Annotated in this window: 12 protein-coding genes and 2 tRNA genes; 11 read left to right on the forward strand and 3 right to left on the reverse strand. The window is 71.7% G+C overall.

Translation table 11 applies throughout. The features are described from left to right. The first annotated feature begins 371 nt into the window (after positions 1–371). The 3 genes from MFF61_RS19240 (at position 372) to MFF61_RS19250 (ending at position 3,414) form a co-directional block, all read left to right on the forward strand. Positions 372–1,355 carry a cytochrome-c peroxidase gene (locus MFF61_RS19240; protein WP_373324765.1) on the forward strand — a complete coding sequence of 328 codons (984 nt, stop codon included), beginning with the start codon at positions 372–374 and terminating at the stop codon, positions 1,353–1,355. An 8-nt stretch (positions 1,356–1,363) separates the two neighbouring features. Beyond that, positions 1,364–3,019, forward strand: a complete 1,656-nt coding sequence (locus MFF61_RS19245; protein ID WP_238237125.1) for a methyl-accepting chemotaxis protein — start codon at positions 1,364–1,366, stop codon at positions 3,017–3,019. Between the two features lie 318 nt (positions 3,020–3,337). Beyond that, positions 3,338–3,414 (forward strand) — tRNA-Arg (locus MFF61_RS19250). A gap of 965 nt (positions 3,415–4,379) precedes the next feature. Here MFF61_RS19250 and MFF61_RS19260 read toward each other — a convergent pair. Beyond that, positions 4,380–4,469: transfer RNA gene (locus MFF61_RS19260), tRNA-Ser, on the reverse strand. A gap of 218 nt (positions 4,470–4,687) precedes the next feature. Between MFF61_RS19260 and MFF61_RS19265 the strand changes: the two genes are divergently transcribed. From MFF61_RS19265 to tkt, 3 genes are all read left to right on the forward strand, one after another. Further along, complete coding sequence (locus MFF61_RS19265) at positions 4,688–5,356, forward strand: hypothetical protein (protein WP_238237126.1); 669 nt, start codon at positions 4,688–4,690, stop codon at positions 5,354–5,356. Between the two features lie 167 nt (positions 5,357–5,523). Then, positions 5,524–7,350, forward strand: coding sequence for a glycoside hydrolase family 15 protein (locus MFF61_RS19270; RefSeq protein ID WP_238237127.1), 1,827 nt, complete (start codon positions 5,524–5,526; stop codon positions 7,348–7,350). 27 nt (positions 7,351–7,377) lie between these two features. After that, entirely contained in the window at positions 7,378–9,447 is a 2,070-nt protein-coding gene (gene tkt, locus MFF61_RS19275; protein WP_238237128.1) for a transketolase, read from the forward strand. 110 nt (positions 9,448–9,557) lie between these two features. Here the strand turns inward: tkt and MFF61_RS19280 are convergent, their stop codons facing one another. After that, entirely contained in the window at positions 9,558–9,872 is a 315-nt protein-coding gene (locus MFF61_RS19280) for a hypothetical protein (RefSeq protein WP_238237131.1), read from the reverse strand. A 293-nt stretch (positions 9,873–10,165) separates the two neighbouring features. Between MFF61_RS19280 and MFF61_RS19285 the strand changes: the two genes are divergently transcribed. The 3 genes from MFF61_RS19285 to MFF61_RS19295 all read left to right on the forward strand — a co-directional run bounded on the left by MFF61_RS19285 (position 10,166) and on the right by MFF61_RS19295 (position 15,035). After that, positions 10,166–11,455 (forward strand): hemolysin family protein, encoded by a 1,290-nt coding sequence (locus MFF61_RS19285; protein WP_238237200.1) that lies wholly within the window; start codon positions 10,166–10,168, stop codon positions 11,453–11,455. Between the two features lie 272 nt (positions 11,456–11,727). Beyond that, positions 11,728–14,337 carry a GAF domain-containing hybrid sensor histidine kinase/response regulator gene (locus MFF61_RS19290; RefSeq protein ID WP_238237133.1) on the forward strand — a complete coding sequence of 870 codons (2,610 nt, stop codon included), beginning with the start codon at positions 11,728–11,730 and terminating at the stop codon, positions 14,335–14,337. Positions 14,338–14,435: 98 nt separating this feature from the next. After that, on the forward strand, positions 14,436–15,035 hold the full coding sequence (locus tag MFF61_RS19295; protein ID WP_238237137.1) for a PepSY domain-containing protein: 600 nt from the start codon (positions 14,436–14,438) through the stop codon (positions 15,033–15,035). Positions 15,036–15,074: 39 nt separating this feature from the next. Here the strand turns inward: MFF61_RS19295 and MFF61_RS19300 are convergent, their stop codons facing one another. Then, positions 15,075–15,596, reverse strand: a complete 522-nt coding sequence (locus tag MFF61_RS19300; protein WP_238237138.1) for a hypothetical protein — start codon at positions 15,594–15,596, stop codon at positions 15,075–15,077. Between the two features lie 300 nt (positions 15,597–15,896). Between MFF61_RS19300 and MFF61_RS33875 the strand changes: the two genes are divergently transcribed. Both MFF61_RS33875 and MFF61_RS19310 read left to right on the forward strand, forming a co-directional pair. Next, positions 15,897–17,270 carry an SWIM zinc finger family protein gene (locus MFF61_RS33875; RefSeq protein WP_283206013.1) on the forward strand — a complete coding sequence of 458 codons (1,374 nt, stop codon included), beginning with the start codon at positions 15,897–15,899 and terminating at the stop codon, positions 17,268–17,270. Then, positions 17,270–18,838: a DUF5691 domain-containing protein gene (locus MFF61_RS19310; RefSeq protein ID WP_238237139.1), complete on the forward strand. Its 1,569-nt coding sequence runs from the start codon at positions 17,270–17,272 to the stop codon at positions 18,836–18,838. The genes MFF61_RS33875 and MFF61_RS19310 overlap by 1 nt, the downstream gene beginning before the upstream one ends.

Below are 18,838 nucleotides of genomic sequence, written 5' to 3' on the forward strand. Positions count from 1 at the left end.
AATGCGTCAATGCACTAGCATGGATGCCGCCCGCGAGCGGCGCACCAGGTTCAGTGGCGGTGCAATCCGGCCGCACCTCGGGGTGCAATGCGGGCCTCTTTCGGCTTCCGCCTCGAACGGAAAGCATAGGCCTGCCTTGTAGCGTCGAGGGCACGCCGAGCGCGATCTAGAACAACACGCTGCAGGCTTACAACCTGCATGCATGATTTCCATATTGCACATTCAACCACTAAACGTATTGATATAACGCAAATTAACGCACCACCTCATGTGTATTTACTGATTATAAATACTGACGACGGCAGTTAGGAACAAAATCGTCGGGGGATAGCCTAATGAATTCATCAAGACTATTTGCCTTTGGCGCCATTATGATTTTTACATTCATGTGCTTACCTGGAATTCTGGCGGCCGAACTTGATCTCAGCGCACTAAAGCAACAGTATCGACGGCCCACAACCATCCCTTTCCCCGAGAGAACACCCTACTCGCCCCAGCTCGCGACCCTGGGCAAGATGCTGTTCTTCGATCCCCGCCTCAGTGGCGCGCAGAATCTCAGCTGCGCCAGCTGCCATAATCCCTCCTTCGGCTACGAGGTCCCGGTAAAGGGGGCAATCGGCGCGGCCAACACTCCGCTCGCCCGCAAGGCTCCGACCGTGCTAAACGCGGCCTGGACCGCGCCCCTGTTCTGGGACGGCCGAGCGAAGACCCTCGAGGAGCAGGCGGCCGGGCCAATTACTGCCGACGTGGAGATGAACGCTCAGTTCCCGGAGATTGTCGCCCGACTGAAGGGTATCCCAGAATACAAGACGTGGTTCGACCGACTGTTTCCAGGCAGGGGCGTCACGAAGGACAACCTGCTTACGGCCATCGCCACCTTCGAGCGCACAGTGGTAACCGGCTGGGCGCCGTTTGACCGCTGGGTCGAGGGCGACGCGCAGGCGATATCGGCCTCGGCGGTGAACGGCTTCCGGCTCTTCAACAGCAAGGCGGGGTGCGCGGGCTGCCATACCGGCTGGAACTTCACCGACAACAAATTTCACGACATCGGTATTCCCACCGAGGATGTTGGCCGGGCAAAGATCGAGCCAAGCAATCCGCTCGCCCGCCACGCCTTCAAGACGCCAGGCCTGCGCAACCTCACCTATCGAGCCCCATTCGGCCACAAGGGCCAGTTCGCCGACCTCGACGCCATTCTCGCCTTCTACGAGACGGGCGGCGTCGAGCGGCCCTCGAGGTCGCCCCTGATGCGCCCTCTATCACTCAGCACTTCTGAGCGGGCCGACCTCCTCGCCTTCCTGCGCGCGCTAACCGCCGAGAAGACCGAGACCGCCCTGCCGAACCTGCCGAATTGAGAGCCCCCATGTCGATCCGGATCAAGATCCTCCTGCCGCTCCTTGCCTTCCTGGGGCTTGCCGCTTCCCTCGCAGGCTTCGTCGGTAGCCGCAGCCTCTCGGCACACCGGGACCTCGCCGCCCTGTCCGAGACGGCGCTCGCCGCCAACGCCGCGAGCCGCAGCGCCCGCGAGACCTTCGAGCAAGGCGAGCAGCTGCTCGGGCAGGTGCTGGCCATGACGGGCTTCGTCGAGCCCAAGGCGGTCGAGGCGCGGTTCACGCAGCTCGCGGCGACGCTCGCGGACGAACTCGGCCGCCTCAGAGACTCCTCCCTCTCGCCCGGCATGACCGACATCGCTGGCCACGCCTCGGACGAGTTCGGGCGCTGGCGGTCCGATGCCGCGGTGCTGCTTGGCCTGCAGAGGGCGCGCGAGATCCCGACGACCGAGCTGATGAGCCGTCACAGCTCCCAGCTGCGCGGGCTCCTCGAGAAGGCGGTCGCGGCGGCGGATGCCGATGCGCGGTCCCACATCGCGGCTTCCAGCGCGGCGCTGCGGTCAGAGATCGCCCTCGTCCTTGGTGTCGCGGGCCTCGCGGCACTCGCCGGGGCGGCGGGGGCGGTGTGGCTCGCCAGCAATCTCGCCCGGCCGCTTGTGCGCCTCGTGGCCGACGCCGAGCGGCTCGCAGCGGGCGACGTCGGCGTTCGCTTCGTAGGCCTGGAGCGCCGCGACGAGATCGGCGGCGTCGCCCGCGCGATCGCGGGGTTCCGCGACGGAGTTGTGGAGCGCACGCAGCTCACCGCCCGGGCCGGGGCCGAACAGGCCGCGCAGCTCGACCGCTCGCGCCGCGTCGAGGAGCACGTCCGCCGCTTCCAGGCCTCGGTGCAGGCAGCGCTCGGCCAAGTCGACCAAAGCATCTCCGGCATGTCGGCCTCGGCCGACGCGCTGACCGGCGTCGTCGCCGACACGCAGGACCAAGTGGCCGACGCGGCCGGCGCCTCTGACCAGACCCGACAGAACATCGAGGATGTGGCTGCCTCCGCGGGCGAGCTGAACCGCTCGATCCGCGTCATCGCCGGGCGACTGCAGCAGACCTCGGAGCGCGTGACGCAGACCACGGCCCAGGCCTACGCCACGAGCGAGACGGTGGCGGGGCTCGCCGACGCGGCGCAGCGCATCGGCGACGTGATTGGACTGATCCAGCAGATCGCCGCGCAGACGAACCTGCTCGCGCTCAATGCGACGATCGAGGCGGCACGGGCCGGCGCGGCGGGCCGCGGCTTCGCGGTCGTGGCGAGCGAAGTCAAGGCGCTCGCCGACCAGACCGCCCGGGCCACCGACGAGATCGTCCGGCAGGTCGGCGGCATCCAGAGCGCAACCGGCGGCACCGTGCAGGCCATTCAGGCGATCCGCGCCGCCATGGAGGACCTGAATGCGCTCGCCTCCGAGATCACCCAGGCGATCCACCAACAGGAGCAGGAGACCGCGAGCATCAGCCGCAATGCCGAGCACGCGACCTCGCTGACGGGTCGGGTCGGGGCGAGCGTGGGCGTGGCGCGGGGCGGCATGCAGCGCACCGCCGAGGCGATCGACGACGTGCGCCGCTCCGCTTCCGACGTCACTGTCGAGACGGTGCGCCTTCGCCACGCTGTGCATGAGTTCGTCGTCGGGGTGTCGGCAGCGTGAGGCTCCTCGCTCCGCGAGGCGGAGTGAGCCGGCATTGGCATCGTCTGCTGAGTGCTGCCGGCCTCCTCTGACCTTCAGCGGCAGGTAACGCCGAGGCTGACGCGCGGCACACGCTGTCAGCCGGGGCTCAATCCGTCCGCATCCGGGGCGCAATGCCGGCCCCTGGGGCCTTCCGCCTCCCCTCCCCGGCGCACCCGACACGATTCGAACCTGTGACCATTGCCGTCGGAGGGCTCGCTCGGATCCCATTGAGCGGATTCAATGTCCGCCGTGCCGTTGCGCCCCGCCGCGTCATGCGCTAGTGAATGCCCGCGGCTGGCACCCGTAGCTCAGCTGGATAGAGCGTTGCCCTCCGAAGGCAAAGGTCACACGTTCGAATCGTGTCGGGTGCGCCACAAGCTCCTCTCGTAATGGCCGGGCCGAAGGCCCTATCGTGAGCATCGGACAAGCTCCTCAGCATCGGCTGGTCCCAGCTGCGAGGAAAGCCGATGGCCACCGTCCGCTAGCGGAACGGCAATTGGCAGGCGCAGGTCCGCAGGACCGGTCATCCGTCGCGAGCCCGACGCGATCTCGATCAAGCCAGAGGCCGGGCGGTGGATTCGCGATGGTGAAACGAGCTTGATGCCTCGGAGGCTCAGCCGGTCACGGGCGCGCAAGCCGGTGCCCAGTTGCTCGCCTGCAAGACACTCGCGGACCTGCTGACGCGCGACAGGGACGCAGTGAAGCCCCAAGCGCGCAGGCATGTCCCGGAGCTTGATCCTGCCTCGCGGTGGTGGTTCCCCCGCCCTTGGCGTGGAACGGCCGCAGGGAGGGGGCGCTGACTGACTCACGGACGGGATGACCCTCCCCTCATCCCTGCCGGGCTGCGCCATCGAGAGCGTTACCTGGAGCGCCGATCACCTTGTCATCCGCGCCCATGTGTGCCGCGCTCATGCGCGATGTCCGGCCTGTGGCACGCCCGGTTCCGCCCTTCGCAGCCGCCATCATCGCCATCTCGCCGCTCTGCCGTGCCTCGGCCAACCCGTGATGCTGCGCCAACTTCGCGCTTCTCCGCCGCCGGCTCCTCCTGGCTGCCTGATCCACGCAAAAAGCGAGGGAATCACCCAAACGGTGGAGCATCGGTCACGCCGGCCCCTGATTCCCATGGCAGCAGCGAGCCCGAGATCGGGGGGGCACTCGGCAAGCTGGCCAGCCGGCGGACGCTCGGTCGAGTGGCCCATTTCGGGAGTGTGGGGCGGCAGCACTGAGGATCGCCGCCCAGGCAACCGGCCGATGAGGCCCACACGGGACGCTACAAGCTGGTGGCGACTGTGCGTCAAACCAAATAACCAAACCGCCGCGGATAGTTCAGATAGAAAACTGGCGGAAGGGGTGGGATTCGAACCCACGGTGGAGTTGCCCCCACGGCGGTTTTCAAGACCGCTGCCTTAAACCACTCGGCCACCCTTCCGGAGGGCTGGCGCCGCATCCGGTGCGGACCGGCTCGCGCGAGCGCGCATCCGGATTGCCGTTGTCTAGGGCGCGCCGGAGCGGCGCGTCAACCAGCCGGTCATCGCGGTGGCGGCGGGTCCCGGGCCGCCAGAAACATCGCTGCAAAGAAAAGGCCCCGCTTCGGCCGCAAAACCGCGGCTGACTGTGATGCGAGGCGGCAACGGAGGGTGAGATTCGATGAGCGAGATCGACGGCCGGCGCGAGCGGGCGGCAGGGATCGCCCGGGGCTCCGCATCGCTCGGCTACCTGCCGCTGCTGCCGACGCTCGGCGTCGTCGCATGCCTCGCCGCCGGTTCGCTCTATTGGCGCGAGGCCCCGCCGCGGGCGCCCGCCGGCCCGATCGCGACCGTGCTGCCGCTGCCCTCGGGCGACCCCTTCCAGGTGGTGGCGGACGGCCTCGACGGCCGGGTGCGGGCACCCTACCCGATCGAGTTCGAGCAGCTCTTCCCGCTGATCGCCACGGCCGCCGCGCCGGAGCTGCCGGCCCACGCTGCCCCGCACGCCGCCCCGGCGGCCATCTGCGACGCGGTGCCGGTGCTGCCCGCCCGTGACGAGATGCAATCGGCCGGCGAGGGGCGCAGCCCCGCCCGCCGCCGCGCAGCGAGCCCGCGCCGGGCTCCCGACGCGCCGCTGCTCGCGGGCGTGCGGCCGCCGCCGCGGCCCGAATCCCTGCGCGTCGCGGCCGTCACCATCGCGCCCGAGGCGGCCGAGACGCCGCGCCCCTTCCTGGCGCTGCCGGCCGTCGTCGAGACCGGCCGCGACGTGGTGCGTCACGTGGCGGCCTTCGGCGAGGGCATGGCCCAGGCGGGCGGCGCCGTGCTGGACCTGATCGACCGGCGGCGCTGAGCCGCCGCACGGCTGGATCGCGACCCGCCGCCGCCTATCTCCCTCGGCATCTTGGCCGCTCGCATCCGACGCGGCGGTCCATGATGCGCAGTCGACGGAGGCGATGCCGGTCGGTGCGGCCCTGGCCGCGCCGAGGCGACCTCGGTCGAGTCGGCCCGGGGAGCGAGATGGCGCTGCGGATCGAGGATTACGCCCTGGTGGGCGACGGGCGCAGCGCGGCCCTGATCGGGCGCGACGGCAGCGTCGACTGGCTGTGCTGGCCGCGCTTCGACGCCCCGGCCTGCTTCGCGGCCCTGCTCGGCACGTCCCAGCACGGCCATTGGCGCATCGCCCCCGGCGATCCGCAGAGCCGCGCCGTGCGCCGCTACCGCCCCGGCACGCTGGTGCTGGAGACCACGCACGAGACCGCCACCGGCCGCGTCCGGGTGACGGATTACATGCCGGTCAACGACGGGCTGCACCTCATCCGTCTGGTCGAGGGCCTGAGCGGTAGCGTGGCGATGCGCATGGATTTCGTGGTGCGCTATGATTACGGCTCGGCCGTCCCCTGGGTGTCGCGCAACGAGCACGACGACCTCAGGGCGATCGTGGGACCCCACAAGCTGGTGCTGCGCACCCGTGTGCCGCTGCGCGGCGTCGGCCGCTCGACCGTGTCGGAGTTCACGGTGGACGAGGGCCGCTCGCACAGCTTCGTGCTGAGCTACGGCCCCTCGCACGAGGACGATCCGGCGCCGATCGAGCCGCGCCGGGAGTTGCGGCGCACCACCGAGACCTGGCTGGCATGGTCGGGGCGCTGCCAGGGCGGCACGCCCTGGGACGAGATCCTCGGCCGCTCGCTCCTGACCCTCAAGGCGCTGATCTACACCCCCACCGGCGGCATCGTGGCGGCCCCCACCACCTCGCTGCCCGAGCAGATCGGCGGCGTGCGCAACTGGGACTACCGCTATTGCTGGCTGCGTGACTCGACCTTCACGCTGCTGGCGCTCATGGATGCGGGCTACCTCGACGAGGCCCGGGCGTGGCGCGACTGGCTGCTGCGCGCCGTGGCCGGCAGCCCCGAACAGGCGCACATCCTCTACGGCCTCGGCGGCGAGCGCCTTCTGCCGGAGATCGAACTCGACTGGCTGCCGGGCTACGAGAACTCGCGGCCGGTGCGCATCGGCAACGCCGCCTCGCAGCAATTCCAGCTCGACGTCTACGGCGAGATCTTCGACGCGCTGTTCCAGGCCCAGGAGCGGGGTCTGGAGGGTGACGAGACCGGCGTGCGGGTCGGCCTCGCGCTCCTCGAACATCTGGAGAAGGTGTGGCACGAGCCCGACGAGGGCATCTGGGAGGTGCGCGACGGACGGCGCCACTTCGTGCACTCGAAGGTGATGGCCTGGGTCGCCTTCGACCGGGCGATCCGCTACTACGACAAGCACAGCCGCAACGGCGCGCGCGACGCCACTGTGTCGCGCTGGCGCGCGGTGCGCGCGGAGATCCACCGCGAGGTCTGCGAGAAGGGGTTCGATCCCGACCTCAACAGCTTCGTGCAAGCCTACGGCTCGCGCCATCTCGACGCGAGCCTGCTGCTGATGGCCCATGTCGGCTTCCTGCCGCAGGACGACCCGCGGGTGATCGGCACCGTCGAGGCGGTGGGCCGCCACCTGATGCGGGACGGCTTCATCCTGCGCTACGACACCGAGCACCAGACCACCGACGGCCTGCCGGCCGGCGAAGGCGCCTTCCTGCCGTGCAGCTTCTGGTACGCCGACAACCTGATCCGCCTCGGGCGGTGCGCCGAGGCGCGGGCGATGATCGAGCGGCTGCTGGCGGTGTGCAACGATGTCGGGCTGCTCGCCGAGGAGTACGATCCCGTGGCGGGCCGCCAGGTCGGCAACTTTCCGCAGGCGTTCAGCCACGTCGCCCTCGTCAACACGCTTCTGAACTTCAGTCGGGCGACCGGACCCGCTATGGAGCGGGCCGGAAGCCAGGACGCGGCGGGTCCGTCGTGACCGCGAACGTCTGAACACGAGGTCCCCATGAGCGCAGCCGACACGCCCCAGAAGGCCGGCATCAGCGAGATCGACCAGCGCAGCATCGACACCATCCGCACGCTGACGATCGACGCGGTGCAGAAGGCGAATTCCGGCCATGCCGGCGCCCCGATGGCGCTCGCGCCCGTCGCTTTCACCCTCTGGAACCGCTACCTGCGCTACGATCCGGCGCATCCGACCTGGCCGAACCGCGACCGCTTCGTGCTCTCGGTTGGTCACGCCTCGATGCTGCTCTACGCCCTCATCCACCTCGCGGGGGTGGCTTCGAGCGACGGCGCCAACGTGCCGGCGTTGAGCCTCGATGACATCAAGCGCTTCCGCCAGCTCGACAGCCGCACGCCGGGCCACCCCGAATACCACTTCACCACCGGCGTCGAGGTGACGACCGGCCCCCTCGGGCAGGGCGTGGCGAACTCGGTCGGCATGGCGATGGGCGCCCGCTACCTCAATGACCGGCTCGCCTACGGCGACCGGCCGCTGTTCGACTTCAACGTCTACGCCCTGTGCAGCGACGGCGACCTGATGGAGGGCGTCTCGGGCGAGGCGGCCTCGATCGCCGGTCACCTGCGCCTCGCCAACCTGTGCTGGATCTACGATTCCAACACCGTGACGATCGAGGGCCACACCGACCTCGCCTTCAGCGAGGAGGTGGCGACGCGCTTCCTCGCCTACGGCTGGCAGGTGCTGCGGGTCGCCGACGCCAACGACGTGCACGCGCTGGCGGGCTCAATCGAGACCTTCCTGCAGTCGCAGGACCGCCCGACCCTGATCATCGTGAATTCGGTGATCGGCTACGGCGCGCCGACCAAGCAGGGCACCTCGAAGGCCCATTCCGACGCGCTCGGCGTCGAGGAGGTCAAGGGCGCCAAGCGCGCCTACGGCTGGCCGGAGGAGGCCGAGTTCCTCGTGCCGGACGGCGTCTACGAGAACTTCCGCGACGGGATCGGCGCCCGCGGCGCTGCCCTGCGGGCCGAGTGGGAGGCCCTGATGGCGGAGGTGCGCGCGGGCGACCCGGGCCTCGCCGCCGAGGTCGAGACCTACCTCAAGGGCGAGCTGCCCGCGGGCTGGGACGCCGACATCCCGACCTTCCCGGCCGACGCCAAGGGTCTCGCCACCCGCGAATCCTCCGGCAAGGTGCTCAACGCCATCGCGCCCCGGATGCCGTGGCTGCTCGGCGGCTCCGCCGACCTCGCGCCCTCGAACAAGACCAAGCTCGACGGCGAGGCCGCCCTCGGCCCGTTCACGCCGGGCGGGCGCAACCTGCATTTCGGCGTGCGCGAGCACGCCATGGGCTCGATCGTCAACGGGCTCGGGCTGGTGGGCCTGCGCGCCTACGGGGCGACCTTCCTGGTCTTCTCCGACTACATGCGCCCGCCGATCCGCCTCGCGGCCCTGATGGAGCTGCCGATCTTCCACGTCTTCACGCACGATTCGATCGGCGTCGGCGAGGACGGCCCGACCCACCAGCCGGTGGAGCACCTGCTGGCGCTGCGCGCCATTCCCGGGTTGATCACCCTGCGCCCGGCCGATGCCAACGAGGTGGCGGAGGCCTACCGGGTGATCATGGGCCTCAAGCACCAGCCCGCCGTGCTGGCGCTGAGCCGCCAGCCCCTGCCCACCCTCGATCGCAGCCGCTACGCGCCGGCCTCCGGTCTCGCCAAGGGCGCCTACGTGCTCGCCGATTGCGAGGGCACGCCCGATCTCATCCTGATCGGCACGGGCAGCGAGGTGCAGCTCTGCGTCGGCGCCTACGAGACCCTGACGGACGAGGGCGCGAAGGTGCGGGTCGTCTCCATGCCGTCCTGGGAGCTGTTCGAGCGCCAGGACGAGGCCTATCGCGAGAGCGTGCTGCCGCCCGCCGTCACGGCCCGGGTCGCGGTGGAGCAGGCCTCGGTGATCGGCTGGGACCGCTACGCGGGCAGCGCCGGCACGATCCTGGGCATGCACACCTTCGGCTCGTCGGCGCCGATCAAGGATCTGCAGACGAAGTTCGGCTTCACCTCCGCCAAGGTGCTGGAGGCGGCGCGGGCGCAGCTCGCCCGGGTGAAGCGCTAGGATCCGCCGCCGGTCCGGCGGCGGTGATTCCGATCCGGTCGCCTTCGATGGCGGCCGGTCACGAAAAAGGGTGCCCGCGGGCACCCCTTCGATCGCTCATCTGCGGTCCGTCAGTAGCCGTAATCGTAAGGCCCGGGTGCGTAATAGCCGTAGGCCGGGGCGGGATAGTAGTAGCGCGGGGCCTGCGAGGCCGCGATCGCACCCCCGATGATGCCGAGGGCCGCGCCCGCGGCGAGCGCGCCGCCGACATTCGGGCCGCGGCGGTAGCCGTAGCCGCGGTAGCCCCGATGGCCGTAGCCGGCATATCCGCCATGATGGCCGTAGCCGCGGTAGCCGGGCCGGGCCTCGGCCGCGGGTGCGGCGAGCAGGGAGCCGGCGACGGCCGCGGCGAGAGCCGAGAGAGCCAACTTCTTCACGTTTACCATCCCTTGCACGTTTCGAGCCCCAGTAAACGGCCAGGCTTCTGAACCGGGCCTGAACCGGGCGCAGCCGGATCAACCGGCGGATGATCGTCCTTCATTAGTGAGCCATCGCCGGGCGACCGCGGCATGCAGGCCTCGCCGCCGATCTGTCGTTCGGAATGCCTGGCACGACGCCGCGCCGGCGCGGCCGGATGCCGCGAAACGGGTCCCTGCGGCGGCGCGCGCACGGGCGACCGATTGACCCCGGGATGGCCTCCGATCAAGGTGCCGCGTCCCCCACCCAGAGCATCCCGTCCGTGTTCGAACTCGCCGTCGCGCTGGTCCTGATCCTCCTCAACGGCGTCTTCTCCCTCTCCGAACTCGCCGTGGTCTCGGCGCGCCGGCCGCGGCTGCAGGTTTTGGCAGAACAGCGCAGGGCCGGCGCCCGGGCGGCGCTCGCCCTGGCGGAGGAACCCGGCCGCTTCCTGTCCACGGTGCAGATCGGCATCACGCTCATCGGCGTTCTCGCCGGGGCCTTCTCGGGCGCCGCCCTCGGCGAGCGGCTGACCGCTCTCCTGGGCGCCTGGGGGGTCTCCTCGGGGCTCGCCGAACCCCTCGGCTACGGCGTGGTGATCGGCGTCATCACCTATCTGTCGGTGGTCGTCGGCGAACTGGTCCCCAAGACCGTCGCCCTGCAGAACCCGGAGCGCATCGCCTGCCTCGTCGCCCCGGCGATGACGATGGTCTCGCGCGTGGCCGGCCCGGTGGTCTGGCTGCTCGACGCCTCGACCCGGGCGATCTTCCGGCTGGTCGGGCGCGGCGCGGAGGCGCCCGCCGGCGTCACCGACGAGGAGATCCGCGCGGTCGTGGCGGAGGCCGAGACGGCGGGCATCATCGAGACCCACGAGCGCGCCATGATCGGCGGGGTCCTGCGCCTGGGCGACCGCAGCGTGCGCGGGGTGATGACGCCCCGCACCGACGTGGCGTGGCTCGACCTCGACGACACGGACGAGGCGATCCGCGACACCCTGCTCACCACCACGCATGCCCGCCTGCCGGTCGGCCAGGGGGGGCAGGACGAGATCCTCGGCGTGGTCCAGGTCCGCGACCTGCTGCCCGACCTGATGCGCGGGCGGCCCCTGTCCCTGCGGGCGCATATCCGCCAAGTGCCGGTGGTGCCGGACCGGCTGAGCGCGCTCGACGCGCTCTCGGTGCTGCGGCGGGCCCCCGTGCCCTTCGCGCTCGTGCACGACGAGTACGGCCATTTCGACGGCGTCATCACGCCGGCCGACATCCTGGACGCCATCGCGGGCGCCTTCCGGGCGGATACGGACGACCCGGATCCCGAGGCCGTCCGCCGCGAGGACGGGTCCTGGCTCCTGGCCGGCAGCATGCCGGTCGACGAGATGGCCGACCAGCTGCGCGTGCCGCTTCCGGCCCGGCGCGAGTACGAGACGGTGGCCGGCTTGGTGATCGACGCGCTGCGGCGTCTGCCGCGCACCGGCGAGGCCGTCGAGATCGGCGGCTGGCGCTTCGAGGTGGTCGACATGGATGGCCGGCGGGTCGACAAGGTCCTGGCCCAGGCCCCGGCGCAAACCGAGGATTGATGCGGGCCGGCAGAACCGGCCGACACATCGCCGCGTCGCCTGCTGCACGCGTCATCGCCCCGCCTCCGCCAATCCCGTGGCGTGACGCCATCCCGGACCCTCTGCGACCGTTTCGCAGGGACCGGACACACCGTTTGACAAGCTGCGCCCCGCATGGGAGCGCACGGGCATGCCGTGCGTCAGGCCCCGTCCGCAACGTTACACGCCCTCCGGATCCGCGCGCCCCCGCACGGCGCCTCCGGCAGGTCCCTCCCCCACGCGTCGAGGGCGCGATGGCCGCTGAGGTCGAGGCGGGCGGGCCGATGCATCTCGGCTTTCTCGACGGCGGCGGCGATCTTGGCGCGCTGATCCGCGGCCACGACTGGGCCGCGACGCCGCTCGGGACGCCCGGGACATGGCCTCAATCGCTGCGCTCGGCGCTCTCGATCTGCCTCCATTCCAGTTTCCCGACCGCGATCTACTGGGGGCCTGAGCTGCGCCTCCTCTACAACGACGCCTGGGCGCCGATCCCGGCCGAGCGGCACCCCTGGGCGCTCGGGCGCCCCGGCCGCGAGGTGTGGGCGGACATCTGGGACGTCGTCGGGCCGCACTTCGCCCGCGTGGTCGAGACCGGCACGGGATTCTCGACCTACGACCAGATGCTGCCGATGATCCGGCAGGGGGTCCGCCGGGAGACCTACTGGAACTACAGCATCACGCCGATCCGCGGCGAGGACGGATCGGTGATCGGCATCTTCAACCAGGGCCACGAGACCACCGACCGGGTCCTCGGCGAGCGCCGGAACCGGTTCGTCATCGAGCTGAGCGACCGCCTGCGGTCCCTGTCCGACCCGCAGGCGATCATCGCCGCGGCCCAGGAGGCGCTCGGCCGCTTCCTGCACGCCAACCGGGTCGGCTACGGCGAGGTCGACGAGACGGCGCGCTACTTCACCACGCGGCGCAACTGGACCGACGGGAGCGTGCCCTCGCGCGAGGGCATGCACGACCTCGCCGGGTTCGGCCCCGAGGTGCTGGCCTCCCTGCGCGCCGGCATTCCGCTGCTGGTCGCCGATGCGGCCCGCGACCCGCGCACCTGCGCCCCGGAAAGCCTCGCGGCCTTCGACGCGATCGACACCCGGGCCGCCATCACGGCCTCGCTGGTGAAGGACGGGCGCATGCGGGCGGCCCTCTACGTGCATGCGCGCACGCCGCGGCCCTGGACCGAGCACGAGACCGGGCTCGTGACCGAGGTGGCCGAGCGCACCTGGGCGGCGGTGGAGCGGGCCCGTGCGGAGAGCCGGCTGCGCGAGAGCGAGAACCGGTTCCGCACCATGTCCGACGACGCGCCGGTGATGTCCTGGATCACCGATTCGTCGGGCGCCTGCACCTATCTCAACCGGCGCTGGTACGAGTTCACCGGCCAGACGCCCGCGACCGCGGAGGGATTCGGCTGGCTCGATGCCGTCCACCCGGACGATCGCGGCTGGTCGAGCGAGACCTTCCTGGCGGCCAACGCGCGGCGGGAATCCTTCCGCCTGGAGTACCGGCTGCGTCGCCGGGACGGGGCCTATCGCTGGGCGATCGATGCCGCCTCCCCGCGCTTCGGCGCGGATGGCGAGTTCCTCGGCTATTTCGGCTCGGTGATCGACATCCACGACCGCCGCCTCGCCGAGACGAGCCTGCGCGAATTGAACGAGACGCTGGAGAGCCGGGTCGCCGAGCGCACCGCCGAACTGATGCAGGCCGAGGAGGCGCTGCGGCAGGCGCAGAAGATGGAGGCGGTGGGTCAGCTCACGGGCGGCGTCGCCCACGACTTCAACAACCTGCTCACCATCATCCGCTCCTCGGTCGATTTCCTGCGCCGGCCGGACCTCGCCGAGGAGCGCCGCACCCGCTACGTCGAGGCGATCTCCGACACGGTGGACCGGGCCGCCAAGCTCACCGGGCAGCTCCTTGCCTTCGCCCGCCGTCAAGCCCTCAAGCCCGAGATGTTCGATGCGGCCGAGCGGCTGCGCAACGTCACGGACATGCTGCGCACCTTCGTGGGCGCGCGCATCACCGTGCGGACCGAACTTGCCTGCGATCCGTGCTGCGTCGTGGCCGATGTCAGCCAGTTCGAGACGGCGCTGATCAACATGGCGGTGAACGCCCGCGACGCCATGGGGGGCGAGGGCGTGCTGACGATCCGGGCCGAGGCGGTGTCGGAGATGCCCGCGATCCGCAGCCATGCCGGCAGTGCCGGCCGGTTCGTGGCGGTGTCGCTCACCGATACGGGCACGGGCATTCCGCCGGACCGGCTCACGCAGATTTTCGAGCCCTTCTACACCACCAAGGAGGTGGGCAAGGGCACCGGCCTCGGCCTTTCCCAGGTTTACGGCTTCGCCAAGCAGTCGGGCGGCGACGTCGCGGTGGCGAGCACGCTCGGCCGGGGCGCCACCTTCACCCTCTACCTGCCGCGGGTCGACGGGACCTGCCCGATCGACGGCGGCCCAGCCACCGGCGGCGAGGAGCCGGCCGAGCATGGAAGCGGGCGGCGGGTGCTGGTGGTGGAGGACAATCTCGACGTGGGCCGGTTCTCGACCCAGATCCTGCAGGATCTCGGCTACGAGACCGTGTGGGCGGTGAACGCCGACGAGGCGCTGGCCCTGCTCTCCGGCCCGGGCGGATTCGATGCGGTGTTCACCGACGTGGTGATGCCGGGCATGAGCGGAATCGAGCTCGGCCAGGAGATCCGGCGCCGCCATCCCGACCTGCCGGTGCTGCTGACCTCGGGCTACAGCCACGTGCTGGCCGAGGAGGGACGGCACGGGTTCGAACTGCTGCAGAAGCCCTACGCCGCCGACGAACTCTCGCGGGTGCTGCACCGGGTCATCCGCGCCCGGCGCCGCCGCGCGCCGGCCTGAGGCGGACCGGCCCGAGCGGTCCGCATCCGGGCGAGCAACCAACCTCCGCGAAGCACGTTGTGGGGGACCCGGATGTCCGCTCGGAGAGGAAGACCGTCATGTTGACCCGTACGACCTGCGCCGCCGCCCTGCTGGCGCTCACCGCCGGTTTCGCCACCGCCCAGACGGCCGCGCCCCAGACCACCGCTCCCCAGCCGACCGCGCCCGCCCCCACGGCCCCGGCCGCGCCCGCCGCGCGCACCGACAACGCCATGAACGAGATCGATGCGGCCAAGGCGGCCAAGATCGGCTTGGCGCAGGCGCTCGCGACCGCCGAGAGCCAGGGCGGTCAGGGCCGCGCCATCGACGCCGATTTCGAGAAGGCCGAGGGCAGCACCCCCACGCATTGGGAGATCAAGGTCGTCTACCCGGACGGCAAGCTGGTCGAGCACTACATCAACGCCGACACCGGAGCGTTGATCAAGTCCGAGAACCAGCCATTCGAGCGCTACTTCACCCGGCTGAAGGTCAGCGACTTCCAGAACGCCAAGACCTCGCTGAAGGACGCCCTGGCAATCGCCGAGCAGAAGACCGGCGGCAAGGCCTTCGAGGCCGAGGTGGAGCGCGAGGGCAGCTCCGTCGTGTACGAGATCACCGTGGCGCTCGCCGACAAGACGCAGGAGATCAAGATCGGCCCGGACGGCAACGTCGTGCAGTGAGCCGGCGGGCGGGTGCCGCGCACGTCGCGGGCGCCCGCCCTACCGCTTGAGGCGGCGGATTGCCGCCTCGACCCGCGGGCTCGGCGCCGGGCCCGACGGGTCGTCGAGCCAGGAGCGCCGCCGCTCGATCAGGGTCGCGAGCCGGAGCGCCCGCTTCTCGCGCCGCGCGCAGTCGCAGGACAGGTCCCAGGGACCCTCGGGTCCGGGCCGTCCGCCATCCCCGTCGGCCAAGCTGGCGACCCACAGCACGGCGGCCAGCACGAGCAGCAGCGCGAGGCCGAGCGCCGGCCAGGCGAAGACCAGCCCCACCGAGAGCGCGACCGCGAGCTTGACGGCGAGCGACCCCGCGAGCTTCAGCTTCAGGAGCAGTGCCAGGGTGCCGACGGCGCCGGCGCCCCCGCGCACGCCGCGCAGGAGCCGCACCCGCCTCCGGCGCTTGGCGGCGAGCGCCTCCAGCCGGCGCAGCTCGCGCGCCACCCGGCGCGCCGTGCTGGTCCGCTCATCGCTCAGGCTCGGCGCGGTCGGCTGCACCACTCCTCCCTCGGGGTCCTCCCCCTGCATGCGCCTGTCCTCGTGCAGAAGCGTATTGCTCCGTGCGGGAGTCGACGCAACCGGTCATTCCCCAAGAAGCAGGCCGCTTCGCCACGATGCGGCAGGACGAGTCGGCCACCAAAGCAAGCTGGACCGTTCCTTGCAGGCCGAACGGTGTCATGAAACTGAAATAATTTTAAGGATACCGTCTGGAAACATCCTGCATGTTCGGGTCGACAGGCCGAAATCGCCGGGAAAGTCTTGCGCCATGCGCTGCGTTGTCTAGAGTCTCGCAGCGCTACAGCCCCCCGCCGGACGACCTCCCGACGCATGAGCCTGACCGCCACCCAGATCCTCGACCTCGCGCCCGATGCGCCGAGCCGAAAGGCCGGCCAGGATCAGGCCAAGCCCGGCAAATGGAGCGCCCTCGGCCGGTCCGGGGACGTCGTCTGGGGCGAGATCAAGGGGAGCGGGGCGAGCCCCTACCGCACCGTCGCGGATCTGAGCGGCCCGGCTTCGAAATGCACCTGCCCGAGCCGGAAGTTTCCCTGCAAGCACGCGCTGGGGTTGATGCTGGTGGATGCCGCCGCGCGGCTGCCCGAGGCCGAGCCGCCGGACTGGGTTGCCGCCTGGGCCAAGGGTCGGGAGAGCCGCGCCACGGCGGCGGAGACCCGGGCGCGCGAGCCCGCCAAGCCGGTCGACGAGAGGGCGCAGGCCAAGCGCCGGCAGGCCCGGAAGGAGCGCGTCGCCGCCGCCGTCGATGAACTCGATCTCTGGCTGCGCGACCTGATGCGGCGCGGCCTCGCGGGGGTGCGGGCCGAGCCCTACGCCGTCTTCGACCGCATGGCCGGCCGCCTCGTCGACGGTCAGGCGCCCGGCCTCGCGCGGCGGGTGCGCGCCCTGCCGGGCCTCGCCGCCGCGGCGCCGCCCGCAGGCGCGCCCCGGCCGGAGGAGGCGCTGGCGCTGGGACTCGGCCGGCTCGCCCTCCTCGTCGGGGCGATGCGGCGCCTCGACCATCTGACAGCCGAGCAGGCGGCGGCCGTGCGCGCGGCGGTCGGCTATCCGGTCACCGCGGAGGAGATGGCGGCACGGCCGGACGCGGCGGATGACTGGGCCGTGCTCGCCCACGCGGTGGAGGACGAGGACAAGCTCACCGCCCGCACGGTCTGGCTGGCCGGGCGCCGCACCGGCGCCCTGGCCCAGGTGGTCGATTACGGCGCGCCCGGCTCAGCCCTGCCGCCCGCGCCGGCGGCGGGCCAGGACTTCGCCGGCGCGCTCGCCTTCCAGCCGGGCGAGCCGCCCCTGCGCGCCGTCTTCCGCGACGGGCGCGCCGGCCCCTCGCCCGCCGGGCCGCTCGCGGGCGCGACGCGCATCGGCACGGCCCTCGACGGGTTCGCCGCGGTGCTGGCGCGGGCGCCCTGGACCGAGCGCTGGCCCCTCCGTCTCGCGGGAGTGCGGTTCGGGCATCTCCCGGGCTCGACGTCGGAGGCGCCCCTCCTCGGTGTCGGGGACGAGACCGGCTGCCTCGCCCTGCGGACGGATGCGCATCTGCCGGCCCTCCTGGCGGTGGCGGCCGGAGAGCCGGTCGACCTGTTCGGCCTCTACGACGGCTTCGGCCTCGGCGTCCTCGCCCTGGTGGCGCAGGGCCATCTCTACGCGGTGCCGGCCCAGGATCCGCGGCCGATCCTGATGCGGGCGGCCTGATGGTCGCACGGACCACCGCCCCGGCCGCCGACGGCTGGGAGGCCACGCTCGCCGCGGCCCTCATCGGCGCCGACCGCGCCCCGCCCGGCCCGGAGGACGAGGCCTTCGCCGATCTCGGCCCCGCCGGGGATCCGGCCGGCAGCCTGCTGGCGCGGCTCGCCGCGCAGGGCATTCACCGCCTCGCCGGGGCGGGGTTGGCGGCCGAGGCGCTCACCCCGGTGCCGCCGCGGGACCTGCCCGGACCCGAATGCCCGCCCGCGGCGGCCGCGCGCCTCGCCCTCCTCCTCGCCGCCGGCCCGTCGGCTCGGTCGCGGCTGGAGGAATGGTGCGACCTCGCGGCCGAGGCCGGGATCCGCGCGCCCGCATGGCTGCTCCCGGCGCTCGCACCGTACCGCAGCCTCTGGCCGCGGCCGATCGAACGGATCGCCGGCCCCGAAATCGCATGGCTCGACCGGGCCTGCGCGGGTGGTGCGGCCGAGCCGGAACCGCCTGCGCAGGATTGGACGGAGGGCACCCCCGCCGTGCGCCGGGACGCCTTCGCGGCCTTCCGGGAGCGGGACCCGGACGGCGCCCGCGCCGCCCTGGAGGCGGCCTTCCGGAGCGAGAAGGCGGAGATGCGCCAGACCCTCGTCGATACGCTCGACGTGACTCTCGGCGAGGCCGACGCGCCGTTCCTCGAAGCCTGCCTCGACGACCGCGCGAGCGGGGTGCGGGCGGCCGCGCAGCGGCTGCTGGCCCGCCTCACCCGCTCGCCCTTCGCCGCGCGCATGGCGGCGCGGGCCAGGACCGCGCTCGCCGTCGAGACGAAGCGGCGCCTGCTCGGCGGGACGACGCATGCGCTGACCGTGACGCTGCCGGAGGAAGCGCCCGCGCTTGCCCGCGACGGCATCGAGCCGCGCCCCTATCGGCAGAAGGCGGGCGGGGCGCGGGCGGGCCTGCTGCAGGAGATCCTGGCGCAGACGCCCCTGCATGCCTTCGCCGACCACCCGCCGCGGCTGTGGATCGAGCTGGCCCTGCGCGGCGAATGGGCGGCCCCGATCCTCGAAGGGTTCCTCGCGGCCGTCCGCCGCGAGGACGACCCGAACTGGGCGCGCGCGCTGACCGCCGTGCTGGGCGAGGCCCATTCCGGTCGCCTCTCGGGGGTTCGGCCGACGAACGAGCTGCGCGACGACTGGGCGCGGGCGGCCGCCCTCCTGCCCGATGCGGAGTGGGAGCGCCTCGTCGAGGACCTGTTTCGCAAGGCCGCCGTCGAGGTGATCCTCGCCCATCTGGCCCATGCGCCGCCTGCTGTGTCGGAGCGCTTCACCCTCGCCCAGCTCGACTGGCTCGCCGCGGTCACCCGCGGCCCGGCCGGGATGCGCGACGCGCTCGGCCGGACCTGGCTGATCGACCGGTTCGGCGAGCGGGCCTGGCCGGGCGAGGACGCCGCCGCCCAGGCCGCCGCCATTCTGGCGCGCCTGCCCGGTGATGCCGACGAGCGCCTGCGCCGCCAATGCGCCGGCTTGGCCGACATCCTCGACGTGCGCGTCGCCATGCGGCGCGACTTCACCGGACCGGAGGGAGCCTGA

Source organism: Methylobacterium isbiliense (assembly GCF_022179325.1).
GTDB classification, from domain to species: Bacteria; Pseudomonadota; Alphaproteobacteria; order Rhizobiales; family Beijerinckiaceae; genus Methylobacterium; species Methylobacterium isbiliense.